Origin of the sequence: Thioalkalivibrio sp. ALE25 (genome assembly GCF_000377285.1) — a bacterium.
Taxonomy (GTDB): domain Bacteria; phylum Pseudomonadota; class Gammaproteobacteria; order Ectothiorhodospirales; family Ectothiorhodospiraceae; genus Thioalkalivibrio.
Window position 1 is genome coordinate 52708 of the sequence record NZ_KB897934.1, and the last position, 23309, is coordinate 76016.

Annotated in this window: 27 protein-coding genes and 1 tRNA gene; 22 read left to right on the forward strand and 6 right to left on the reverse strand. The window is 65.2% G+C overall.

Features of this window, described 5'->3' with window-relative positions; all coding sequences use genetic code 11:
- The gene (locus C996_RS0110020) at window positions 1-933 is read right to left on the reverse strand and encodes an AraC family transcriptional regulator (protein ID WP_018867310.1); all 933 of its coding nucleotides are present in this window, start codon (window positions 931-933) and stop codon (window positions 1-3) included.
- A gap of 170 nt (window positions 934-1103) precedes the next feature.
- Between C996_RS0110020 and C996_RS0110025 the strand changes: the two genes are divergently transcribed.
- The 5 genes from C996_RS0110025 (at window position 1104) to C996_RS0110045 (ending at window position 4482) form a co-directional block, all read left to right on the forward strand.
- Window positions 1104-1739 (forward strand): DoxX family protein, encoded by a 636-nt coding sequence (locus C996_RS0110025; protein ID WP_018867311.1) that lies wholly within the window; start codon window positions 1104-1106, stop codon window positions 1737-1739.
- Window positions 1740-1856: 117 nt separating this feature from the next.
- The gene (locus tag C996_RS0110030) at window positions 1857-2150 is read left to right on the forward strand and encodes a hypothetical protein (protein WP_018867312.1); all 294 of its coding nucleotides are present in this window, start codon (window positions 1857-1859) and stop codon (window positions 2148-2150) included.
- Window positions 2140-3024, forward strand: coding sequence for a DUF692 domain-containing protein (locus tag C996_RS0110035; protein WP_026279281.1), 885 nt, complete (start codon window positions 2140-2142; stop codon window positions 3022-3024). The genes C996_RS0110030 and C996_RS0110035 overlap by 11 nt, the downstream gene beginning before the upstream one ends.
- Window positions 3017-3787, forward strand: coding sequence for a DUF2063 domain-containing protein (locus tag C996_RS0110040; RefSeq protein ID WP_018867314.1), 771 nt, complete (start codon window positions 3017-3019; stop codon window positions 3785-3787). The genes C996_RS0110035 and C996_RS0110040 overlap by 8 nt, the downstream gene beginning before the upstream one ends.
- Window positions 3788-4059: 272 nt before the next feature.
- On the forward strand, window positions 4060-4482 hold the full coding sequence (locus C996_RS0110045) for a hypothetical protein (protein WP_018867315.1): 423 nt from the start codon (window positions 4060-4062) through the stop codon (window positions 4480-4482).
- Between the two features lie 16 nt (window positions 4483-4498).
- On the opposite strand, the gene C996_RS0110050 is transcribed toward C996_RS0110045, so the two are convergent.
- Window positions 4499-5494, reverse strand: a complete 996-nt coding sequence (locus tag C996_RS0110050) for a serine/threonine protein kinase (RefSeq protein ID WP_026279282.1) — start codon at window positions 5492-5494, stop codon at window positions 4499-4501.
- Window positions 5495-5554: 60 nt separating this feature from the next.
- Here C996_RS0110050 and C996_RS0110055 point away from each other — a divergent pair, with 60 nt between their 5' ends.
- The 11 genes from C996_RS0110055 (at window position 5555) to C996_RS0110105 (ending at window position 15498) form a co-directional block, all read left to right on the forward strand.
- Window positions 5555-6250, forward strand: coding sequence for a TVP38/TMEM64 family protein (locus C996_RS0110055; protein ID WP_018867317.1), 696 nt, complete (start codon window positions 5555-5557; stop codon window positions 6248-6250).
- A 152-nt stretch (window positions 6251-6402) separates the two neighbouring features.
- Entirely contained in the window at window positions 6403-7386 is a 984-nt protein-coding gene (locus tag C996_RS0110060) for an MBL fold metallo-hydrolase (protein WP_018867318.1), read from the forward strand.
- 434 nt (window positions 7387-7820) lie between these two features.
- The gene (gene thrS / locus C996_RS0110065) at window positions 7821-9737 is read left to right on the forward strand and encodes a threonine--tRNA ligase (RefSeq protein ID WP_018867319.1); all 1917 of its coding nucleotides are present in this window, start codon (window positions 7821-7823) and stop codon (window positions 9735-9737) included.
- Window positions 9738-9759: 22 nt separating this feature from the next.
- The gene (gene infC, locus C996_RS0110070) at window positions 9760-10278 is read left to right on the forward strand and encodes a translation initiation factor IF-3 (RefSeq protein WP_081618407.1); all 519 of its coding nucleotides are present in this window, start codon (window positions 9760-9762) and stop codon (window positions 10276-10278) included.
- A 102-nt stretch (window positions 10279-10380) separates the two neighbouring features.
- Complete coding sequence (gene rpmI, locus C996_RS0110075; RefSeq protein WP_017942014.1) at window positions 10381-10578, forward strand: 50S ribosomal protein L35; 198 nt, start codon at window positions 10381-10383, stop codon at window positions 10576-10578.
- A gap of 20 nt (window positions 10579-10598) precedes the next feature.
- Window positions 10599-10958 (forward strand): 50S ribosomal protein L20, encoded by a 360-nt coding sequence (rplT, locus tag C996_RS0110080; RefSeq protein WP_017925358.1) that lies wholly within the window; start codon window positions 10599-10601, stop codon window positions 10956-10958.
- Between the two features lie 143 nt (window positions 10959-11101).
- Entirely contained in the window at window positions 11102-12130 is a 1029-nt protein-coding gene (gene pheS / locus C996_RS0110085; protein WP_018867321.1) for a phenylalanine--tRNA ligase subunit alpha, read from the forward strand.
- Entirely contained in the window at window positions 12130-14490 is a 2361-nt protein-coding gene (pheT, locus tag C996_RS0110090) for a phenylalanine--tRNA ligase subunit beta (protein WP_018867322.1), read from the forward strand. Before pheS ends, pheT begins: the two co-directional genes overlap by 1 nt.
- Before the next feature lie 4 nt (window positions 14491-14494).
- A complete protein-coding gene (locus C996_RS0110095) occupies window positions 14495-14794 on the forward strand; it encodes an integration host factor subunit alpha (RefSeq protein WP_018867323.1) in 300 nt (99 codons plus the stop codon).
- Window positions 14778-15134 carry a MerR family transcriptional regulator gene (locus C996_RS0110100; RefSeq protein ID WP_018867324.1) on the forward strand — a complete coding sequence of 119 codons (357 nt, stop codon included), beginning with the start codon at window positions 14778-14780 and terminating at the stop codon, window positions 15132-15134. The genes C996_RS0110095 and C996_RS0110100 overlap by 17 nt, the downstream gene beginning before the upstream one ends.
- Before the next feature lie 287 nt (window positions 15135-15421).
- Window positions 15422-15498, forward strand: a tRNA-Pro gene (locus C996_RS0110105).
- Between the two features lie 72 nt (window positions 15499-15570).
- Here the strand turns inward: C996_RS0110105 and C996_RS0110110 are convergent.
- The 4 genes from C996_RS0110110 to flgA all read right to left on the reverse strand — a co-directional run bounded on the left by C996_RS0110110 (window position 15571) and on the right by flgA (window position 17982).
- Entirely contained in the window at window positions 15571-16287 is a 717-nt protein-coding gene (locus C996_RS0110110) for a flagellar brake protein (RefSeq protein ID WP_018867325.1), read from the reverse strand.
- Window positions 16288-16370: 83 nt separating this feature from the next.
- A complete protein-coding gene (locus C996_RS0110115) occupies window positions 16371-16856 on the reverse strand; it encodes a flagella synthesis protein FlgN (RefSeq protein WP_018867326.1) in 486 nt (161 codons plus the stop codon).
- A gap of 15 nt (window positions 16857-16871) precedes the next feature.
- A complete protein-coding gene (gene flgM, locus C996_RS0110120; RefSeq protein WP_018867327.1) occupies window positions 16872-17186 on the reverse strand; it encodes a flagellar biosynthesis anti-sigma factor FlgM in 315 nt (104 codons plus the stop codon).
- A 106-nt stretch (window positions 17187-17292) separates the two neighbouring features.
- Window positions 17293-17982 (reverse strand): flagellar basal body P-ring formation chaperone FlgA, encoded by a 690-nt coding sequence (flgA, locus tag C996_RS0110125; protein WP_018867328.1) that lies wholly within the window; start codon window positions 17980-17982, stop codon window positions 17293-17295.
- A 295-nt stretch (window positions 17983-18277) separates the two neighbouring features.
- Between flgA and C996_RS0110130 the strand changes: the two genes are divergently transcribed.
- The 6 genes from C996_RS0110130 (at window position 18278) to flgE (ending at window position 23293) form a co-directional block, all read left to right on the forward strand.
- A complete protein-coding gene (locus tag C996_RS0110130) occupies window positions 18278-19216 on the forward strand; it encodes a chemotaxis protein CheV (RefSeq protein ID WP_018867329.1) in 939 nt (312 codons plus the stop codon).
- Window positions 19217-19421: 205 nt separating this feature from the next.
- Window positions 19422-20237: a protein-glutamate O-methyltransferase CheR gene (locus C996_RS0110135; RefSeq protein WP_026279283.1), complete on the forward strand. Its 816-nt coding sequence runs from the start codon at window positions 19422-19424 to the stop codon at window positions 20235-20237.
- A 218-nt stretch (window positions 20238-20455) separates the two neighbouring features.
- Window positions 20456-20863, forward strand: coding sequence for a flagellar basal body rod protein FlgB (gene flgB / locus C996_RS0110140; RefSeq protein ID WP_038028802.1), 408 nt, complete (start codon window positions 20456-20458; stop codon window positions 20861-20863).
- 27 nt (window positions 20864-20890) lie between these two features.
- Window positions 20891-21310 (forward strand): flagellar basal body rod protein FlgC, encoded by a 420-nt coding sequence (gene flgC / locus C996_RS0110145; protein ID WP_026279284.1) that lies wholly within the window; start codon window positions 20891-20893, stop codon window positions 21308-21310.
- 11 nt (window positions 21311-21321) lie between these two features.
- Window positions 21322-21996 carry a flagellar hook assembly protein FlgD gene (locus C996_RS0110150; RefSeq protein ID WP_018867333.1) on the forward strand — a complete coding sequence of 225 codons (675 nt, stop codon included), beginning with the start codon at window positions 21322-21324 and terminating at the stop codon, window positions 21994-21996.
- Between the two features lie 37 nt (window positions 21997-22033).
- The gene (flgE, locus tag C996_RS0110155) at window positions 22034-23293 is read left to right on the forward strand and encodes a flagellar hook protein FlgE (RefSeq protein WP_018867334.1); all 1260 of its coding nucleotides are present in this window, start codon (window positions 22034-22036) and stop codon (window positions 23291-23293) included.
- Window positions 23294-23309: the final 16 nt, after the last annotated feature.

The following is a 23309-nucleotide window of genomic DNA, read 5'->3' on the forward strand; positions in this document are numbered from 1 at the left end:
TCAGGCCGGGCCGGAGCCCAGACGGCGCAGCAGTTGCCGGAGGCGTCCCGGCCCGAACCCGTGTACCCGCTTGAAGGCCTTGCGAAAGGCCGCCTCCGAGGTATAGCCCACCGCGTCCATCACGCTGGCGACCGACTCGCGGCCATCGCGCAGCAGCCGCTCGGCCAGGACCATGCGCCACTGCGTCAGGTAGTCGATGGGGGTCTGCCCGACCAGGGTGTGGAAGCGCTCGGCGAAGCTGCTGCGCGACATGGCCGCCTCGCTGGCGAGGCCTTCCAGGGTCCAGCTCGCCTCGGGCCGGGCGTGCAGGGCATCCAGCGCGCGGCGGATGCGGTCATCCGCCAGGGCCGCGATCAGGGATCCCTCCGAGTGCTCGCGCTGGGTGCAGATGTGATGGCGCACGGCCATCACGAACAGCGTATCCGCCAGACGATCCAGCACCGGCCGGTAGCCCGAGGAACGCTCCGCGAGTTCGATGTTCATGAGATCCGCCAGATGCGCCAGGCGTTCGCCCGATTCGCGACGGCGGATGATGATGTGGTCGGGGAGAGCGGCCAGGATCGGGTTGCGCCGGCCGGAATCGAACTCGAAGTGCCCGCACAGGAGCTGCGTGACCGGGGTGTCGGGCGGATCCGCACCCTCGACCAGCGTCAGGTGGTTGTCCCGATCGGGCACGGTGTCGCGGCTGGCCATCAGGTGCCAGTCGTCGTGGGGCAGCAACAGCAGATCGCCGGCCTCCATCCAGACCGGGGCCATATCCTCCATGTGCAGATAGCAGCCGCCTTCGCCGACCAGGTGAAAGCTGGCATTCCCCGAACCCGCGGTGCTGAGCTGCCATTCCCCGCACAGCCGCGGGTTGGTGTCGATGCGCGCGCGCAGGTTGTAGGCCGCCAGTACCGTCGACAGCACGTCCTCGTGGGGGCTGATATCCATTGAACGTCCTTTTCCCTTGTGGTTGGGATTCACCTTAGACCGTTGCGCCCCGGGTTTCCGCCGTTTTGTGGTCATAAGGGGGGATCTGGACGCTCGAACATAAACGCCGGCGTCTGACCCCGCGTACTGGCGACGCGGTCGGTCTAGGCTTTCATCCAGTAGCAGACGAAATGGAGAAGGGCATCATGGGCGCGACGGGAAACTTGATGGTACGGATACAGGGCTGGCTTGACTGGACGCGCGGCGCGGACTTCCTGGCGCCCTTGCTGTTGCGGCTTTACCTCGCCCCCATCTTCTGGATGGCGGGGACCAACAAGCTGGACGGGCTGCTGCCGAAGGAAAGCGTGGTGATGTGGTTCGGCAACGCGGACTGGGGCCTGGGCATGCCGTTCCCGTATCTGATGGTGTTGTTGTCGGCCTATGCCGAGGTGCTGGGCGCGATCGCGCTGCTGCTTGGGCTGGCCACGCGCTGGTTCTCCATCCCGCTGATGATCACGATGGTCGTGGCGGCGGTCACCGTGCATCTCGAACACGGCTGGCAGCGCATCTCCGACCCGATGATGTGTCTGTTCAACTGTTCCGGGATCGAGCAGGCGCAGATGCGCCTGGACCGGGCCAAGTCCATCCTGCAGGAACACGGCAACTATAACTGGCTGACCGAGACCGGGAACTTTGCCATCGTCAACAACGGGATCGAGATGGCCGCGACCTTTTTCGTGATGCTGCTGGTCCTGTTCTTCTGGGGGGCGGGGCGCTATGTCAGCATCGACTACTACATCCGTCGGAGGATGATGAGCAGGGGATAACACCAAGAGCTGTGCGAGCAGCCATTACTGAACGGGGCCGGGTTCTATAGCTCAAGGGTCTATAACCCAAGGATCTATAAGCCAAGGGTCCATAATCGCAAGACGAGGAGTGAAATCATGAAGAACGATCTGTTTTCCACCAAGACCCTCGCCGGGGCCGTCGGCAGCGCGGCGATCGGTATGGCCATGGCCACCAGCCCGGTGTTCGCATCGGCCGACCTGAACCACGGCTATCAGCAGGGTGGCCAGTCGCCGCTGATGCTGGCCGAAGGGGCCTGCGGAGAAGGTACCTGCGGCGGTGCCGGAGAACCCAAGGACAGCGAAGGTAGCTGTGGCGAAGGCACCTGCGGCGGATCCGGCGACGACAAGGATTCCGAAGGGGCCTGTGGCGAGGGGACCTGTGGCGGCTAGGAGCGTCAGGCCCGTCAACCCGGCCCGCGTCAGCGGTGCCGGGCTCGGTTTGCGGCGGGCCCTTCTGGGCCCGCTGGCCGAGGCCCCGGAGGCGACGGAACGCCTGGGCTTCTTCGAGGCGGCGCCGGAGAACTGGATGCACCTGGGCGGACGCCTGGGGCGCATCTTTCGCGAATATACCGAGGCCCAGCCCTTTGTCTGCCACGGGCTGTCCCTCGACATCGGCGGGCCGCGCCCGCTGGACCGAACCTTCCTGCAGGACCTGCGGACCTTCCTGGATACTCACGGGATCGAGGATTACAGCGAGCATCTCTCGGCCTGTGGCGATGGCCAGGGGCATCTGTATGACCTGATGCCGATCCCGTTTACCGAGGCGGCGGTGCACTACGTGGCCGACCGCGTACGTCAGGTACAGGACATCCTCGGGCGCCGGATGGCCCTGGAGAACGTCTCGTATTACACCCCGGTGGGGGCCGAACTCGACGAGATCACGTTTGTTCGCGCGGTGCTGGAGGAGGCCGACTGCGACCTGCTGCTGGACGTGAACAACGTGGTCGTCAACAGCATCAACCACGGCTACGCGCCGACCGAGTTTCTCGACGCGATGCCCCTGGAGCGGGTGCGCTATCTGCATATCGCGGGGCACGAGGCCGAGGCGCCGGATCTGCGCGTCGATACCCATGGCCAGCCGATCTGCAGCGATGTCTGGGATCTGCTGGGCGAGACCTACGCGCGCATCGGCCCGGTGCCGACGCTGCTCGAGCGTGATTTCAATTTCCCGCCGCTGGAGGAGCTCCTGGCGGAGACCAACCGCATCCGCGATATGCAGCTCCAGGCGCGGGCAGGGCAGGAAGAGCGTATCCTGCATGCCTGAGACCGACTTCCAGCAGATCCAGGCGGCATTCGCGCGGCATCTGCGCGACCCCGAACGCTACCCGGCGCCGGAAGGCATCGAGAGCCGGCGCCTGGAGATCTACCGGCGGCTGTTCTTCAACAACGTGGCGAACCTGCTGGCCAGGGGGTTTCCGGTCTTGCGCGGGTTGCTGGAAGCCGCCGCATGGGAACAGCTGGTACGCGATTTCTACCGTGATCATGGCAGCGAGACGCCGTACTTCCCGCAACTGGCGGCGGAGTTCGTGCGCTACCTGGCGGACGAGCGTTCGGCGCAGCCCGGCGATCCGCCGTTTCTGGCGGAACTGGCCCATTACGAGCGGGTGGAGACCGAGCTGGTCTACGCCGAAGACGTCTGCCCCGCGGACCTCGACCGCACCGGCGACCTGATGACCGGGGTCCCGGTGTTCTCCGCCACCGCGCGTCTGCTCGCCTACGAGTATCCGGTGCATCGCATCGGGGCGGAGTTCCAGCCGGAACAGCCGGGTGAGGTCCCGACCTATCTGCTGGCCTATCGCTCGGGCGAGGAGCGGGTGCGCTTCGCCGAGCTGAATCCGCTCGGTGCCCGCCTGCTGTGGCGTGTGCTCGAGGCGCCGGCGACGGGCGCCGAACAGATCCGTCGGGTGGCTGGCGATTTCGAACTGGAGGTCACCGATGACCTGGTCGCCAGTGGCCGCCAGCTCCTGGAGCACTACCGTGGCCTGGGCGCCATTGTGGGGACGCGGCCGGAAGGCGTTTCCGGCTGAGGGAGAGGGACTGGACGCCGGCACCGCAGACCCGGACGCCCGGGCATGGGAAAGGTCGGTGAAAGACGCTAGTTACTGAAACAGAAAGCCTTTGGGAAACATTGATCAGTGTTTCCCCGGTTTCAGTGAGGCGAGCGTCAATGGGCGGCAAGCTGAGGGGCTGGTTCAGGTATCTGGTAGACGGAGTCGGGCGTCGAGTGCCGAGGGCTGATGTCCTCCGGGTTCCTCGGCGGCACCGGATACGGGCCCAACTGCGCCGGCACAGCGTCGCCATGATCTCGCTGATGATCGCGATCTCCTCCCTCGGCTACAACACCTGGCGCAACGAGACATCGGAACTGCACCGCAACTGGCGCCAGGCGTCCTTCGAACTGACGCGCGAGATCAACGAACTCCAGCAGGTAGTTCTTTACCGGCGTTATTTCCATCCGGTCGAGAGCGATGTGCCAGCCGGGATTGGCGATGCGGAAACCTGGATACGGGGCTGGGGCCGCGCGGCCAGCGTACGGGATCTGACCTCCGTCCTACCGGATCCACTGCCGGCGCATGGGCTCCATCTGCACACTACCTGGGCGCAGCATGCGCGGCACCTGCACGGGGACGACGAATTGGCCCGCGAGGCGGAGGAGGCGCTGCTGACGGCTCTGGACGACACCCGCGACTCGGTTCTGGAGCTCATCCGGAATCTGCGGTGAGGCCGGGGCCGGTGGTTCAGTAACCCAGCTCGAGCGCGGGCTCGTCGAGGGCGGCGGCCTGCTCGCGCAGGGTGAGGATGTGGTCTTCCCAGTAGCGCGGGGTGTAGAAGACCGGGAAGCCGTCGATGAAGGCCGGGTCGTCGGCGCGGCGGGCCAGCCAGGCGGCATGCCGCAGGATGCGCAGCGTGCGCAGCGGGGCGATCAGCCCAAGCTCGCGCCGATCCAGCGGCACGAAGGTCTCGTAGCCCTCCAGCAGGGCCTGCATCTGCCACGCCATCTCCGGGGGCTCGCCGGACAGGAACATCCACAGATCCTGCATCGCCGGACCGGTGCAGGCATCGTCCAGATCCACGAAGTGCGGCCCGTCGTCGGTCCACAGGATGTTGCCGGGATGGGTGTCGCCATGCAGGCGCAGCTGCTGGACCGGGCCAATGCTGTCGAGTGTGCGCTGGATGCGCTGGAGCAGGTCGGCGCTGAGGTCGCGGTAGACCGATTCCAGTTCCAGTGGCAGATAGCCGGAGGCGAGCACGGCCTGGCGCGCTTCCTCGCCACGTGGCACGGGATCCAGTACCGGACGCTCGCGAAAACGGTCGGCGCGCCCGACCTCGTGGATACGCGCGATGAAGCGGCCAATGCGCACCAGCGTCTCGCGCTGCTCCAGATCCGGCGCGCGGCCACCGCAGCGCGGGTAGACGGCGAACAGGAAGCCCGCGTGTTCGTGCAGCGTTTCGCCCCGATCGTCCGCCAGCGGGGCGACCACCGGGACCTCGCGCGTGGCCAGTTCCTGGCTGAAGGCATGTTCCTCGCGGATGGCATCCGGCGACCAGCGCCCGGGCCGGTAGAACTTGGCGATCACCGGCGTGGCGTCCTCGATGCCGACCTGGTAGACCCGGTTCTCGTAGCTGTTCAGCGCCAGCAGGCGCCCGTCGCAGCGCAGCCCGGTGGTCTCGACCGCGTCGAGGATCACCCCGGGCTTCAGTGCGTCGTACGGATGCGGTTGCGATGTGTTCATACTTGCAGTGTACGGGTTTGCCGCGCATGGTTTCGCCGAGCTGCACGCGAGGAACCGCGCTTGAACCGTTACTACTGGGGGCTGCTGGCCGCACTGATGGCTCTGGTCGGCGTCTGTCTGCTGGCCGGAGTGGGAACGGGGCTGGACCTCGAGAGCCTGAGGGCCGCGCGCGGGGAGATGGAGGCGTGGCGGGATGCACGGCCCCTGTCCACGGCCGCGTTGTTCTTTGTCGCGTATGCGGTGGTCGCCGCGTTTTCCGTGCCGGGCATCGTGGTGATGACCCTGGCGGGCGGTGCCCTGTTCGGGGTGGTCTGGGGGGCGTTGCTGTCGTCACTGGCCTCCACGCTGGGCGCAACGCTGACCTTCCTGGCAGCCCGCGCGCTGGCGCGCGATGCGGTGCAGCGGCGTTACGGGCGGCAGCTGGGGCGGATCAATGAAGGCTTCGTCCGCGAGGGCGCGTTCTATCTTTTCGCGTTGCGGATGATTCCGGTGTTCCCGTTCCTGCTGGTGAATGCCGGGATGGGACTCCTGCCGATCCGGACCTGGACCTATTTCTGGGTGTCGCTGGTGGGCATGCTGCCGGCCACGGTCGTTTTCGCCAATGCCGGTACGCAGTTGGGGCAGTTGCAAGGGCTGGACGGGCTGCTGTCGCCGGTGCTGCTGCTGTCCCTGGTCGCGACGGGTGTGTTTCCGCTCCTGGCGCGCTGGGGCGTGACCGCGGTTCGCTCGCGGCGCCGGCATGCCGGCAGGGGTTGAACCGACTGCTGTATCTGCAGGTGCGTATATACTCCTGTTGTCCGTTAAGCTGCGCGTTTGGAACGAGAGTCGCGGGATTCAAGTCTCAAGGCTTTCGGGATCGATTCGCCTGTCTGCCGAGTGCGCTGCCAGGCCCAAGGAGAGTTAATTACATGACATTGAATGTTCTTCTGCGCCAGGGTCAGGCGGCGCTTCTCGCGCTGGGTCTGATGGGGCTCGGCATGGCGGTGCAGGCGGAAGACGAGCCGCTGGATCGACCGATCGAAAAGGTGCTGGAGCCGATCCAGCTGACCGACCGGGTCTACTACTTCTATGGCTCGCTCGAGAACCGCACGCCGGTCAATCTGGGGTTCACCAACAACACCGGTTTTGTGGTCACGGACGAGGGCGTGGTGCTGATCGATTCCGGCCCGAGCTACAAGGTAGCCCAGCGCATGGAAGAGGCGATCGCCGGCGTGACCGACAAGCCGATCACGCACGTGATCTCCGTAGGCTCGCAGGACCATCGCTGGCTGGGGAACGGGTACTTCCACGAGCAGGGCGCCGAACTGGTGGCACTCCAGCGGACCGCGAGTACCCAGGCCGAACGGGGCGAGGGGCAAATCGCCTCGCTGGCCAACTCCGTGGGTGAGGAGGCGATGGAGGGCACCGAGCCGGTTCCGGCACCGAACCCCGTGGATGCCGATGAGTACACCCTGAGCGTGGGCGGCGTGGACTTCGAGCTGATCTATGCCGGGGATGCCCATTTCCCGGGTGACATCATGGTCCATCTGCCGGGCGAGGACGTCGTCTTTACCGGCGATATCGTCTACACCGAGCGCATGCTGGGGATTCATCCGTTCAGCAACCCGGTGGAAAAGCTGGAGGCCTTCCGGCACCTGGAGTCCATTGACCCGGAGATTGTGGTGCCGGGTCATGGCCGGGCGACGGATATGGTCGAGGCGCGCCAGGATACCGGTGATTACCTCGAGTTGCTGGTGCGCGAAGTGCGCGCGGGGATCGAAGACTGGGAATCCCTGAGCGAGGTGGTGGACCGACTCGCGGATCTGGAAGAGTTCAAGCATCTGCGTCATTACGATGACTGGCACCGCCCGAACGTGAACCGGACCTACCTGTTTATCGAAGGCAACATGTAAGCCACCCCTAGGGAGACGCTGATTGAATCGCGCGTCCGCGCTCGATTCGCTTTTGCGTGCGAACAAGGCGCGGTGACCGCCGTGCAGTCATTCTGCACAAGGGAGCCGTAACGCCGTGCGCGCGCAAAAGCGGCCGAGCCCCGGCTTTCAATGGCTTGTGGGGTTGGTGCCCCCTGTTCCCCGATCCTGCGTTGCGCCGCTTGCGGGTAGAACCACTACCCGCTGCACGACGCGCCTTGTCTCGGAAAACAGGGGGCGCCAACGCGGACGTGCGATTCAATCAGCGTCTCCCTTGGGAATCCCGGCTGCAGGCCGGGAAACCTGCCGACGGCGCGGGGCGTGTGATACGCTTCGCGCCGTTGTCGTTTCCGGCAATTCCAATCTTTTACACGCGACGTTCGACCCCGCGTATGGGTCGGCGAAGGAGCCTCGCAATGCCCGCAGTAACCCTCCCCGACGGCAGCCGCCGCGAGTTCGATCATCCGGTCACCGTGCTGGATGTGGCCAAGGACATCGGTCCGGGCCTCGCCAAGGCGACCCTGGCCGGCAAGGTGAATGGCCAGCTGGTCGATGCCCGCCACGAGATCGACGATGACGCCGAACTCGCGATCGTGACCGACCGCGACCCGGAGGGGGTGGAGATCATCCGGCATTCGACCGCGCACCTGATGGCGCAGGCGGTCAAGCAGCTCTTTCCCGAGGCCCAGGTCACCATCGGCCCGACCATCGAGAACGGCTTCTACTACGACTTTGCCTATGACCGCGGCTTCACGCCGGAGGATCTGGAGAAGATCGAGAAGCGGATGAAAGAGCTGGCCAAACAGGACCTGCCGGTGGAGCGCTCGCTGATGGATCGCGACGAGGCGGTGAAGTACTTCCGCGACATGGGCGAGGAGTACAAGGCCGAGATCATTGCCAGCATCCCGCAGGGCGAAAACATCTCGCTGTACAAGCAGGGCGACTTTGTCGATCTCTGCCGCGGCCCGCATATCCCTTCCACCGGCAAGCTGAAGGCCTTCAAGCTGACCAAGGTGGCCGGCGCCTACTGGCGCGGCGACTCCGACAACGAGATGCTGCAGCGCATCTACGGCACCGCCTGGCCGAACAAGGACCAGCTGAAGGAATACCTGGAACGCCTGAAAGAGGCCGAGCGCCGCGATCACCGCAAGATCGGCCAGGAGCTGGATCTCTTCTCGATCCAGGACGAGGCCGGTGGCGGCCTGGTGTTCTGGCACCCGAAGGGCGCGCGCATTCGCCGCGAGATCGAGAAGTACTGGTACGACATGCACGAGAAGGCGGGTTACGACTTCGTCGTGTCGCCGCACATCGCGAACCTCGAGCTGTGGAAGACCTCCGGCCACGCGGACTTCTACGCCGAGTCCATGTACGAGCCGATGGAGGACGAGCATCAGGCCTTCCAGCTCAAGCCGATGAACTGCCCGTTCCATGTGCTGATGTACAAGGACCGGTTGCACTCCTACCGCGACCTGCCGCTGCGCTGGGCGGAGATGGGCACGGTGTACCGCCGCGAGATGTCCGGTGCGCTGCACGGGCTGATGCGTGTGCGCGGTTTCACCCAGGACGACGCCCATATCTTCTGCCGCGAGGACCAGATCGAGGCCGAGGTGATGGCGGTGATCGACCTGACGCTGGAGGTCCTGCAGACCTTCGGCTTCGAGAAGTTCGACGTGAACCTCTCGACCAAGCCCGAGGACGCGGTCGGCTCCGACGCGATCTGGGAGCACGCGACCGCTTCGCTGCGCTCGGCGATCGAGAAGAAGGGGCTGAAGTATTCGGTGGACGAGGGCGGTGGTGCGTTCTACGGACCGAAGATCGATATCAAGATCCACGACGCGATCGGCCGCGAATGGCAGTGCTCCACGGTACAGCTGGACTTCAACCTGCCCGAGCGCTTCGACATGGAGTACGTGGCCGAGGACAACGAGCGCCGTCGCCCGATCATGATCCACCGCGCGCTGCTGGGGTCGGTGGAGCGCTTCTTCGGCGTGCTGATCGAGCACTACGCCGGGCACTTCCCGACCTGGCTGGCGCCGGTGCAGGCCGAGGTGCTGACCATTACCGAGCGCCAGGACGACTACGCCCGCGAGGTCACCAAGACGCTGCGGGACAAGGGTTTCCGGGTCGAGTCCGACTTGAGAAACGAGAAGATCGGCTTTAAGATTCGCGAGCACACGCTCAAGCGCGTGCCGTATCTGCTGGTCCTTGGAGACAAGGAAATGGAAAACGGGCAGGTCGCGGTACGCACGCGAAGCGGAGAAGACCTCGGCGTGATGAGTCTCGAGGCCTTCGGCGAGCGCCTCCGGGAGGAGGTCGCGAGTCGCCAACACTGAACCTTGAACTGGAGAGAAGGCTATTAGCGCAGCGAAAACGGTCCGCCTGAACGATCAGATCACCAGCCCGCAAATCCGACTGATCGACGCCGAGGGCGAGAATCGCGGCGTCTGCAGTACTGCAGAGGCCCTGGAAATGGCCGCGGAAAGCGGTCTGGACCTGGTCGAAATCTCGCCGAATGCCGAGCCGCCCGTGGCCCGGATCATGGACTACGGCAAGTACAAGTTCGAGCAGGCGAAGAAGGCGCAGGAAGCCAAGAAGAAGCAGAAGCAGATCCAGATCAAGGAAGTGAAGTTTCGTCCGGGTACGGACGAGGGCGACTACAACGTCAAGCTTCGCAACCTGCGCCGCTTCATCGAGGCCGGCGACAAGGGTAAGGTCACCATCCGCTTTCGCGGGCGCGAGATGCGCCACCAGGAACTCGGTGGCGAGCTGCTCGACAAGATCGAGCAGGACATGGCCGATATTGCGGTCGTGGAACAGCGCCCGAAGATGGAAGGGCGCCAGATGATCATGGTGCTGACCGGCAAGAAGAAGTAGGCCGGTCAGACAACAAGGGCGGTCGGGTCTCCGCATACCCGTATCGCCTTTTCACAAACGGCCGGCCCGAATCGGGTACGGCCCCAAATGCCGGAGAGAGTAATGCCGAAGATCAAGACCAATCGGGGTGCGGCCAAGCGCTTCACCCGTACCGGGTCGGGGAAGTTCAAGCGGTTCCAGTCGCACCGCAGCCACATCCTGACCAAGAAGCCTACCAAGCGTAAGCGTCACCTGCGCAGTCCGGCGATGGTGCACGAGTCGGATGCCCCGGCCGTGCGCAAGCTGCTGCCGTACCGTTGAACTGACCGAGGAATCGAGACATGCCACGAGTCAAGCGCGGTGTAACCGCTCACGCCCGTCACAAGAAGGTCCTGAAGCAGGCCAAGGGCTACTACGGCGCCCGGAAGAACGTCTTCCGCGTTGCCAACCAGGCCGTCATCAAGGCCGGCCAGTACGCCTACCGTGACCGTCGCCAGAAGAAGCGCCAGTTCCGGTCGCTGTGGATCGTCCGCATCAATGCGGCGGCCCGTCAGTTCGATCTCTCCTACAGCCGCCTGATGGCGGGTCTGAAGAAGGCCGAGATCGAGATCGACCGCAAGAGCCTGGCCGATCTGGCCGTGCACGACCTGACCGCCTTCGGCAAGATCGCCGAAAAGGCCAAGGCCGCACTGCCGGCCTGAGCAGGATCCTGCAGGATTACCCGCCGGGCATTGCCTGGCGGGTCCCGGAAAGGGGAGGGTCGACGCCCTCCCTTTTTTGTTTCGGGAACAGGGAACACCGGGACGGCGGGTAAGCCGTCGCCCATCATTTTCGGGGAACGCACGTGGAGCAACTGCAACAGCTCGTCGCCGAGGCGCGCGACCGCATCGAGGCGGCCACCGACCTGAAGGCGCTGGATGAGGTCCGGGTGCAGTACCTGGGCAAGAAGGGGTCGATTACCGCCCAGTTGAAGGAACTCGGCAAGCTGACGGCGGAGGAACGCCCCGCCGCGGGCCAGAAGGTGAACGAAGCCAAGGCCGAGGTCGCCGGTCTGATCGAGGCGCGCAAGGAAGCGCTGGCGCAGGCGGCCCTGGCGGATCAGCTGGCCAGCGAGCGGGTGGACGTGACGCTGCCGGGGCGCCGGCCGGGGCCGGGTGCCCTGCACCCGATCACGCAGACGCTTGAACGAATCGAGACCTTCTTTGCCGGTCTCGGGTTCCGCGTGGCCGAGGGACCGGAGGTGGAGGACGACTTCCACAACTTCGAGGCCCTGAATATCCCCGAGCATCACCCCGCGCGGGCGATGCACGACACGTTCTACTTCGACGCCCACCGGGTGCTGCGTACGCATACCTCGCCGGTGCAGATCCGGACCATGGAGCAGCAGAAGCCGCCGCTGCGGGTCATCGCGCCGGGTAGGGTGTATCGCTGTGACTCCGACCTAACCCACAGCCCGATGTTCCATCAGGTGGAAGGACTGTGCGTGGATACGGATATCACCTTCGCGGATCTGCGCGGTGTGCTGAGCGCGTTCCTGCAGGCCTTTTTCGACCGTGATGATCTGGCCACCCGGTTTCGGCCCTCCTACTTCCCGTTCACCGAACCCTCGGCGGAGGTCGACATCCAGTGCGTGCACTGCGGCGGGGAGGGCTGTCGGGTGTGCAGCCATACCGGCTGGCTGGAGGTGATGGGCTGCGGGATGGTGCATCCGAACGTGCTGGCGCACGTCGGGATCGACGCCGAGCAGTACACGGGCTTTGCCTTCGGGCTGGGGGTGGAGCGCATGGCGATGTTGCGCCACGGCGTGAATGACCTCCGGCTGTTCTTCGACAACGATATCCGCTTTATCGGGCAATTCGGGCAGACAGGCTAATGCGTATCAGTGTGCAGTGGCTGCAGGAATGGCTGCAGATCGACGAAACCCCGGAGGCGCTGGGGCATCGCCTGACCATGGCAGGGCTGGAGCTGGACGCCCTGGAGCCCGCGGCCCCGGATTTCAGCGGCGTGCGGGTGGGGCATGTCCTTTCGGTGGAGCCGCATCCGGATGCCGATCGCCTGCGCGTGTGCCGGGTCGCGGCCGGCGCGGCGGAGCCGCTGACCATCGTGTGCGGGGCGCCCAATGTGCACGAGGGCATGCGTGCGCCTGTGGCCGTGGTGGGGGCGGTTTTGCCCGGCGATTTCCGGATCAAGCGCTCGAAGCTGCGCGGGGTGGCCTCCGAGGGGATGCTCTGCTCGGCGCGCGAGCTGGGCCTGTCCGAGGATGCGGCGGGACTGATGGCGCTGCCATCGGACCTGGAGGCCGGCCTGGACCTGCGCGAGGCCCTGGGGCTGGACGACATCATCCTCGAGGTGGACCTGACCCCGAATCGGGCGGATTGCCTGGGGATGCGGGGTATTGCCCGCGAATGTTCGGCCTTGCTCGATCGCCCGCTGCACGCCCCGGACATGCCGGGCGTGCAGGTGGCCAGCGAAGCCCGTGTGGCCATTGAGGTCCGCGATGCGGAGGCCTGCCCGCTGTATGCGGCGCGGGTGCTGGAGGGGCTGGACGCGAAGGCTGCCACACCGGTCTGGATGACGGAACGCCTGCGGCGTGCCGGGGTGCGTCCGCTAAGCGCCATCGTGGATGTGACCAACTACGTCATGCTGGAGCTGGGCCAGCCCCTGCATGCCTTTGATGCCGGGCGCGCCGGTGAACGGATCATCGTGCGCCGCGGGGAAGGGGGTGAATCCCTGGCCCTGCTGGGTGGGGAGGAGACGGTGAAGCTGTCGCCCAGGGACGTGGTGATTGCTGGAGAGGATGGGCCGCTGGCGCTCGCCGGCGTGATGGGCGGGGCCACCAGTGCGGTCGACGACGCCACCACGCGGGTAATCCTCGAGTGCGCTCATTTTACCCCGCGTGCCCTGGCCGGCCGCGCCCGGGCCCACGGGTTGCACACCGATGCCTCGCACCGCTTCGAGCGCGGGGTCGATCCCACCCTGGTCCCCCGGGCCATGGAGCGCGCCACAGAGCTTCTTCTTGCGATCTGCGGAGGGCAGTGCGGCCCGATCGAGCAGACCGGCGAGACGCCGGCTCCGCACCGGGAGAGCGCGATCACCCTGCGCCCGGAGCGGGTCCAGCGGCTGCTGGGGATCACACTCGATGCCGCCGAGATCGAACGCATCCTGCGGGCGCTGGACTGCGAGGTCGAGACGGTCGGTAATGGCTGGTCGGTGCGGGCGCCGCGCGCGCGGTTCGATCTGGAACGCGAAGAGGACCTGATCGAGGAGCTGGCGCGGGTGCACGGCTACGATGCCCTGCCGCAGACCCTGCCGACGCCCGTGGCGCCGGTGACCCCGGACAATGCCCTGCGGTCACTGCGCGACGGGCTCGCGCGCCGCGGGTTTCACGAGATCATCAGCTTCAGCTTTGTTGCGGCGGACACGGCCCGGGCGTTCTATCCGGACGTCGAACCCCTGGCCCTGGCCAATCCCATCTCGTCCGACCTGGCGGTGATGCGTCCCGGGCTGTGGCCGGGACTGGTAACCACCGCGGCGTACAACCAGGCCCGCCAGCAACCGGATCTGCGGCTGTTCGAGCACGGTCTGCGGTTTGTGCCGGATGCCTCGGGCTTGCGCCAGGAGGCACGCCTGGCCGGTCTGCTCGGTGGCCGGGCGGCACCGGAGCACTGGGAAGGGACACCGAGGAAGATCGATTTCTTTGACGCGAAGGGGGTAGTGGAGACCCTCTGCGAGCGGCTCTCCGGGGAGCTGGGCTTCCGTATGGAACGGCACCCGGCGCTGCATGATGGTCAGTCAGCGCGCGTCCTGGTGGATGGCCAGGCGATTGGCTGGGTCGGGCGGTTGCACCCCTCCCTGTGCGAGCGATTCGACGTGGAGCCCGTCTACCTGTTCGACCTGGACGCGGTCGCCGTGGCCCGCGCGCCGGTGGCCCAGTTCAGCCCGCTGTCGCCCTATCCGTCGATCCGGCGCGATCTGGCGGTGGTGGTCGGCGAATCGGTCGCCGCCGGCGACGTCCTGGCGGCCATCCGGGAGCTGGACCTGGAGCCGGTGCAGGATGTCCGCCTGTTTGATCTGTACCAGGGCAAGGGCTTGAATCCGGACGAGAAGAGCCTGGCTTTGGGCTTGATTTTACGGGCTTTTGATCGCACCCTAGGCGAACAGGATGTGGCTGGCGTCACCGACGCGGTGATGCAGCATCTCCAGGCCCGGTTCAACGCAACCCTGAGACAATAAGGCGATGGCAGCTGTTACCAAGGCGGATCTTGCCGCCGTGCTAAACGAGGAACTGGGTCTCAACAAGCGGGAGGCCAAGGAATTCGTCGAGATGTTCTTCGAGGAAATGCGCCAGTCGCTGGAAGCAGGCGAGGGCGTAAAACTCTCGGGCTTCGGCAACTTCATCCTGCGCGACAAGAACCAGCGTCCGGGACGCAATCCGAAGACGGGCGAGGAGATCCCGGTATCCGCGCGACGCGTGGTTACCTTCCGCCCGGGGCAAAAACTGCGCGAGCGGGTAGAGAGCTATGCTGGAGGCGAGTAACCACCAGGAACTGCCCGCGATCCCGGGCAAGCGCTACTTCACGATCGGCGAGGTGGCGGAGCTGTGCCAGGTCAAGCCGCACGTGCTGCGCTACTGGGAGCAGGAATTCCCGATGCTGGCGCCGGTGAAGCGCCGCGGGAACCGCCGCTACTATCAGCGCCAGGACGTGATCCTGATCCGCCAGATCCGGGCTCTGCTGTACGAGGAGGGCTACACGATCAATGGGGCCCGCCAGAAGCTCTCCGGTGATGAGGCGAAGGGCGATCGCCAGCAGGCCCAGCAGATCATCCAGGACACCATCTCCGAGCTCGAGTCCGTACTGCGCACGCTCCGCGCCTGACCTTCCTTGTGCCCGCGTTCAGAAAGTCTTTTTGAAGCACAGAGGGCACGAAGTTCACGAAGAAGGTCTTTCGGGTCTGGTCGCGGGTTAAAGGGCCGCATCCATTGGGGCGCATCCCGTCTCCGAATCCGCGAGCCATCGATGCCTTCCGTTCCCTCGCGTTTCTCTGTGTCCTCCGTGCACTCTGTGGTGAACTAAACAGCCGTGTGCCGTGATGGGCGCTCGGTTCGCTTTGACGGTGTTGGGTGCTTTCGTGACGGCGGGGAATCGGATATAGTTCGCGGCTTCGGGGCGTGGCGCAGTCTGGTAGCGCATCTGCATGGGGTGCAGAGGGTCGCAGGTTCAAATCCTGCCGTCCCGACCAAACGGGAAGCATCAAAAAGGCCGCTTGTAGCGGCCTTTTTTGTGTCTGACGTCCGAGTTTGTCCGGGCGGGTCTATTCCATCGAGCGGCGACGCGCCTCGCGCTGGTAATGCAGCAAGGCGAGGTTGGTCTGGCGCTCCAGCCACTGGGTCATCCCGACAATCTCGAAGCCGGCGTATTCGTAGCCCTCCCGCGTACTGCGCCGCCGGTTGGCCAGGCGCAGGTCGCCCGAGAGCCGCTCACTGACGTCGGGGAGCAGCAGATTGGTGAACGCGAGGGTGGTGCCGGTCTCCAGCGTGTCGAGCGTGGCCGTGGCCAGCTCGATGCACATGCCCTGGCCCGAGAGATCGACGAGCTCGCCGATGACCGGGTCCTTCCAGCCGGGCGCGCGCAGTTCGATCTGCGGGCGCTGGGCCATGGGGATGTGAACGCGGAAGGTTTCGCGGCGCTGGAGATGCTCCAGTGTTTCGGGATAGGGGCAGGCGTACAGGGCGCCGCCTTCTTCATGTTCGATCCGGGCCACGGTGGTGGAGAAGCGTACGGCCACGCCGCGCAGCGCGGCGAATACCCGCAGGGGCATACCGGAGGTGACATGCTGGTGCGCGCGCGGCGGATTCAGTTCGTCGAGAAAGAGTTCCTTCGCGGCGGGGTCCAGCCGGACCAGGGCCGAAGTGTACAGCGGGCCGTCGGCGTCGAGCCGGACGCTGACCAGGGTGAGCTTGTGGTCTAGGTCCTTGAGAATGCCGGCGATCCGGTCCGGCTTGTCGACCGTGTAGTCGGTTTCGTCCATGCGTCCGTGACGTTAGCTGGGTGTGAGGACGCAAGGTACTGGTCGAGCATCCGAAATGCCAGCATCGGTGCGAATAAGCTGCATCAGGCTTGTGTGATACGGCGTCCGCCACGGGTGTTGGGGCGGGTGCGCCCGTAGGGGTCGTAGGTCGCCGCCGGGCCGGCCTCTTCGCCGCGCAGGATCTGCATGGAGAGCTCCACGCGCTGGCGATCGCGATCGATCAGGCGTGCGTTGCCCTGGTTGAGGGTGTTGCAGCGCTCGATGGACTGGCGCAGGGCCTGCCAGTGATCGTTGAGGACGGCACCGTCGTCCATGCGCGAGAGCAGGCGGGCCATGCCCTCGGGCGTGAATGACTCGCTCGCGGCCTCGGCGATAGCGCGCTGCTGGCGGGTCTCGGTCTCGAGTTCCTGCAGCAGCCCCTGCTTGGTCGCCACGACTTCCTGCAGGGTCTCCGGGGTGCGCGCCTCGACCGCGCGGGTCTCCTGGATCAGGGCCTCTTCCAGTTGGTGGGCCAGCCGGATCGAGGTTTCCAGGGAGCGCAGCAGGCGATGGCGCGTGTCGGTGTTCATCGGTGAGGTCCGTGATTAGCGCAGCAGGCGCTCGAGGTCGATCATGCGGTCGGCCAGCTGTTCGTTGTCCACCGGGTAGTTGCCGCTGGCGATCGCCTCGCGCAGCTCGGCCACACGCGCCGCGTCGAACGGGGCGTTCTCGCCGGCGCTGGCGGCCGAACTCATCGCCTGGGCGGCGCCGGTCAGGGTGAGCGAATCGTTACCGGTGGTCACGGCGCTATCCGACCCTTGCGCCCGGTTGGGCGCGCCGCTGGAGTCCTCGCGGCCCTTGACCGTGGAGCTCTGGCCGTCGGGGCGCAGACTGTTCGTATTGAGGCCCTTGATATCCATTGTGCCGTCCTGTCGTTGTAACTGTGCTGCAAGTGTTTACGGCCGCGTGTGCTGAAACTGTAGCCCTGTGGCGGTGGTTTTTGTAACACCAATCACAGAGTCGGCATCAAAGTGTCACCCGGACGTGCCCGGAGGGCTGGATTTCGCCCTCGACCACGCGCCCGGACGAGGTGTTCCTGACCCGGATGCGGTCCCCGAGGGTGCCGTTTTCCAGGGCCTCGCCCTGCATGCGGATGGCGATCGAGCCGTTTTCGGCAAGGATCGTGACCCGCTGGCCGCGGCTGACGATCTCGCGCTGGGTGACGTGCTGTGTGCCGATGATCTGGCCCGGACGAATGCTGCGCCGGGTCTGCTGACCGATGAGGGCCGACTTGTCTTCATGATAACTGCCCGCGTGGCGTGACGTCTCGATGCGCTGGAAGCGCAGATCGCCGCTGGTCAGCGTGTGCTGGCGAGGGAGGTTGCGACTGGCCACCAGCACCTGAGCGTAACGTTCCACCGTGGCCGGGACATACAGCTGCCAGGTGACCGGGCCCGCACACTGAAGGTGGATCGCGGTATTGCCGTCGCGGCGGCCGCCGGGCGGGAAACGGGCGTTGAGTCCTTCATGGCAGTAGGCCAGCCGGAGCCGGTTGTCGAGCTGGCCGATCTCGATATTGATGTCGTCGCTATGTTCGGCGTCCAGCTCCTGCAACAGAAACTGTTCCGCGGCCGCGCGGATCTCCGCAACGGGGTGGATCTCGGCGTGGGCCGGCACGGAGAGCGCGAACCACGCCACGAGAGCCATGAGCCCCATGGGGATGCAGCGTGATGTACAGGTTGTATGTGGATGCATATGCCGGTCCTCGCCGCCCGAGGGAATACCCCGGGTCTGCCGCGTCCGTTCGCGGACCCGAAGCTATGCAGGTTTGATGCCAGTTGTCCGGGCAGTGCCCGACTCAAGGCCCGGCGTTCGATGCCGTTATCCCTGGGAAGCGGCGCCAGAAGGCGCATACAGGCGATTGCAAATGACAGCCCGGGGGTGCGCGGTGCACACTGACCTCCCGGGAGCGGCTCGCGGCAGATGGGCGCGGGACAAGGAGAGCAGCACCATGAGTCAATTCATTGACGATGTGAACCAGCGAACGCAGCTGGTGGGTCAGAACCGGATGGAACTGCTGCTGTTCCACCTGGGTGGATCACAGACCTTCGGAATCAACGTGTTCAAGGTGCGCGAGGTGATCCCGTCGCCGCCGCTGCGCCAGATCCCGGGGTCGATGAGTGTGGTGCGCGGTGTGGCTACGCTGCGGGGCGGCACGGTGCCGATCATTGATCTGGCGCGCGCCATGGGCCTGCGCAGCGCGGCCGGTGCCAGCGACAGCGGCGACCAGAAGGTGGTGGTCACCGAGTTCAACCGTTCGGTTCAGGGGTTCTGGGTATCGGCCGTGGACCGGATCGTGAATGTGAACTGGCAGGACGTGAAGTCCCCTCCGCGTGGTACGGGGCGCGAGTCCTTCCTGGTCGCGGTCACCGAGATCGACAACAAGCTGGTCGAGATCATCGACGTGGAACGGGTGCTTTCGATCGTCAATCCTCTGCCGACCGAGGTCTCCGAGTCCATCCGAGCGGACGCCACGCCAGCGGGGGGGCGCAAGGTCGTGATCGTTGACGACTCGGTCGTGGCGCGCAAGCAGATCGAGGGGGCGATTCGCGGTCTCGGGTTCGAATACGAGGTTTTCAAGGATGGTCAGGAGGCGCTCGACTTCCTGGAGCAGAAGGCCGGGGAGGGCCCGGTTCGCGACCAGATCGAGCTGGTGATCTCGGACATCGAGATGCCACGCATGGACGGCTATACGCTGACGGCGCGGATCCGGGACAATCCCGCCCTGAAAGATCTGAAGGTGCTGCTGCATTCCTCGTTGAGCGGCGAGTTCAATACCGACATGGTCAAGCGCGCCGGGGCCGATGCGTTTCTCTCGAAATTCAACCCCGACGAACTGGCCAACGCGGTGCTCGACCAGACCGGGCGCGAGGATCAACAGGTCGAATGACCGCCGGGGGGAACGGGGTTGCCGCCCGGCAAGGCCGGGGCGGCGTCACATGGCCGACAAGGGCCCAGTGTCGTGTCCCGCCTGCGACACCGTATACTGAAACCCGCTACCGGGGATTCCCCCTGCGTTTCGTGGCGCGGGCGCCGCTGTCAAGGACTCGTCATCAGGATGCTAATCACCATGGACTGTGCTCGGGGATGAACCGGTGATCGATTCCCGCGATTACGAGGAGTTTTCCCGCTTCCTGCAGGACTGCTGCGGCCTGGTGCTGGGTGACAGCCGTCAGTATCTGGTGTCGAGCCGACTGTCCCGGCTGCTCGACGAGTTCGACTTCAAGAGCGTGCCGGAGCTCCTGCACGCGATGCGGCAAGCCCCGAATCCGCGGCTGCGCACCCGTGTGATCGACGCGATGACGACCAACGAAACCTCGTGGTTTCGCGATGGCTTTCCGTTCGAGATCCTCCGGCATGTGTTGTTGCCGGAGCTGGCTGCGAAGGGAAGCAGCATCAAGGTCTGGTCTTCCGGCTGTTCCAGTGGCCAGGAGGCCTACAGCATCTCCATGGTCGTCTCCGAGTGGGAGGAATCCCGCCCCCCGCGCAAGGTGCCGGTATCCATCCTGGGGACGGACCTGTCGGAGAAGATCCTGGATGACGCCCGGCGGGCGGTCTACGACGGCCTGAGTATTGTGCGCGGGTTGAGCGAGAGCCGCCGCGCGCGCTTCTTCGAGACCGTGACGGACGGCCACAAGGTCGTTCCCGAGGTCCAGCGGCGCTGTCGTTTTCAGAAGCTCAACCTGATCGACAGCTACGCGGCACTGGGCAAGTTCGACCTGGTGTTCTGCCGCAACGTGCTGATCTATTTCTCCGGCGAGACCAAGCGACAGGTTCTTGACGGTATTGCCCGGCAGATGAATCCGGGCGGCTATCTGTTTCTTGGCGCTTCGGAGACGGCCGGCCCGTACACCAAGGCCTTCGAGACGGTTCGCACCGACTACGGCTCGGTCCTCCGGCTCAAATCCTGACGCCCCTCCGTCGCAGGGCCGCCAGGTCCGAAACGCCCGCGCAATGCGGCCGCGACTCGAATTGCCCCCTTCCCACGTTTCCCGCTAAGGGCGTCCCCAGCCGAGACGGATTCCCGTCGCTGGCATAGCGATTGCATCGGTCTCCTCGCAAAGGGCCGCAATGGCTGCGTCCCGGTTCTGGTAGCGAGGGTCCGCCACGGGCGGACAGGACGGAAACGATGAGTCTCTCTCTCGACAAGGCGATGGGCATCCTGCCGCAGGCGGTCAACGTGCGCGCCCAGCGCATGGAGCTGCTGGCCTCCAACATCGCCAATGCGGACACCCCGAACTACAAGGCGCGCGATATCGACTTTCGCGCGGTGCTCGAGTCCGCGGCTGGGAGCGGCAATCACTTGCCCATGGCGCGTAGCCAGGCGGCGCATATCGACCCCAATGCCGGGGCGATGAACGGGCAGGCCGAGGCGCTTTATCGCGTCCCTTCGCAGGCGTCCCTGGATGGCAACACGGTGGATCCGCAGATGGAACGTGCCGCCTTTGCCGAGAACGCGATCCAGTACCAGAGCAGTCTGGAATTCCTCAATCGCCGGGTCTCCGGCATCCGCGAAGCCCTGAGGGGCGACCGTTAACGCGGGCCTGATCGGGAGATCGATGTCGTGAGCAATATGTTCAGTCTGTTCAATACCTCGGCTTCGGCGCTGTCGGCGCAGTCGGTGCGCCTGAATACCGTGGCCTCGAATCTGGCCAACGCGAACACCGCCGCCACCAACCCGGACGAGGCGTATCGCGCCAAGCAGGTGCTGTTCCAGAGCGTGATGGATCAGGCCAACCCCAATGGTGCGGCGACGTCCGTGCGGGTGGCCGGCGTGACCGAGTCGCAGGCCGCGCCACAGGCCCACTACGAGCCACACCACCCGCAGGCGAACGAGGAGGGCTACATCTTCCGCCCGGCGATCAGCGTGGTCGAGGAGATGGCCAACATGATGTCCGCCTCGCGCAACTACGAAGCGAACGTCGAGGTGATGGAGACCTCGCGTCAGCTGCTCCAGCGCACATTGCAGATCGGCCAAGGCTAGAGGAGCCCGCCATGACACAGATTTCCCCCGAATTGCTGGATCGCCTCGGCCTGTCGCGCCCGGAGAAGAAGCCGGAAGGCGAGATGGACCGCCTCGGGCAGTCCGACTTCCTCAAGCTGATGACCACCCAGCTGGAGAACCAGGACCCGATGGAGCCGATGGATAACGGTGATTTCCTCGGCCAGATGGCGCAGTTCTCCACCGTGACCGGCATCGAGCAGCTGTCCAAGTCCTTCGAGAAGCTGGCGCAGTCCCTGGGGCAGAACCAGACGCTGCAGGCGGCTTCGCTGGTTGGCAAGGATGTACTGGTGCCCGTCGAGTTTGGCGAACTGGGGCCCGACGGGCGGGTGAACGGCGCGGTCGATCTGGAGCGCGCCACCGAAGAGCTGCAGATCGACGTGTACAGCCCGAATGGCGAGCGCATTCGCCGCATGAATATGGGCGCTGCCGGCAGCGGCCTGCAGGAGTTCACCTGGGACGGCATGCGCGACGACGGCACCTTCGCGCCACCGGGCGTCTACGAATTCAAGGCCACGGCCCGCTCCGGGACCCAGTCGGAGGCCGTGGATACCTTTCTGGATGCCCGCGTGGAAAGCGTCGCGGTGGGCAGTGACTCCGGGCTGGCACTGACCGTGCAGGGCCTGGGCGAGATCAGCTTTTCGGATGTACGGCGGATTGGCGGCTGACGCCCCGCAACAAGAACCCTGACGGAGGAAACACCCCATGCCCTTCAATATCGGATTGAGCGGACTCAACGCGGCCCAGGCCGATCTGCAGACCACCGGTAACAATGTGTCCAACTCGGGGACCACGGGGTTTAAACGTTCCCGTGCCGAGTTCGGCGATGTGTTCGCCCAGAGCTTCGGCGGGATCAGCCAGACAGCCATCGGCTCCGGCACACGACTGCAGGCGGTCACCCAGCAGTTCTCGCAGGGACGGACCGAGTTCACCGAGAACGGCCTGGACCTGGCGATCAACGGAGAGGGTTTCTTCGTCCTTAATGACCAGGGCAGCACGGTGTACAGCCGGGCGGGGGCCTTCCAGGTCGACCGCGACGGCTACCTGGTGAACAACCAGGGCCTGCGCCTGCAGGGCTATGACGAGGCGGGTGGTACGAATCTCGGGGATTTGCGTCTGCAAACCGATACGGCCGCCCCTCAGGCCACCGAGAATCTCGAGGCACTGATTAATTTGCGTTCGGATGCGCCGGCTTTGAGTGCCGATCCGGACGATTTTGATCTCGAGGATCCGGAGACCTACAACTTCTCGACCTCGCTCACGATGTATGACTCTCTGGGCATTGCGCGGGACGCCAACCTCTACTTCGTGAAGACGGGGCAGAACGAGTGGAACGCCCATGTCGCGGTGCGTCAAGACGATGGTGAGCTGGTAGAGGTTCAGTATCCAGATGACCCGGCTACTCCTGGTACACCGGCATCTGCGCTAACACTGGACTTTGGCCCAAGCGGTCAGTTGAACGGTGTTAGTCCCGCTGCAGAGGGATTATTCGTCCCGGGCACTAGCTTGGACGGGGCAGATGATCTGGAATTCGATATCAGCTTCGACGGTACGACCCAGTTCGGCGGAGATTTTTCCGTCAATGACCTGAATCAGGACGGCTTTGCCTCTGGACAGCTCACCGGTATCGACATCGATCAAACCGGCGTGGTGTTCGCTCGTTTCACCAATGGGCAGTCCACGGAGCTGGGTCAGCTGGCGCTGGCGAATTTCCCCAATCCGCAGGGCCTGGAACAGCTGGGTGACAACAACTGGGCCGAAACCTTTGCAGCAGGTGATGTGCGCCTGGATCGGCCCGGATCCAGCAACTTGGGGTCGGTGCAGGCTGGGGCGCTGGAGGCCTCGAACGTGGATATCGCCCAGGAGCTGGTGAACCTGATCACCGCGCAGCGCAACTTCCAGGCGAATGCGCAGACGATCTCCACGGCCGACCAGGTCACCCAGACGATCATCAATATCCGCTAAGTAACGGATAAGTAGG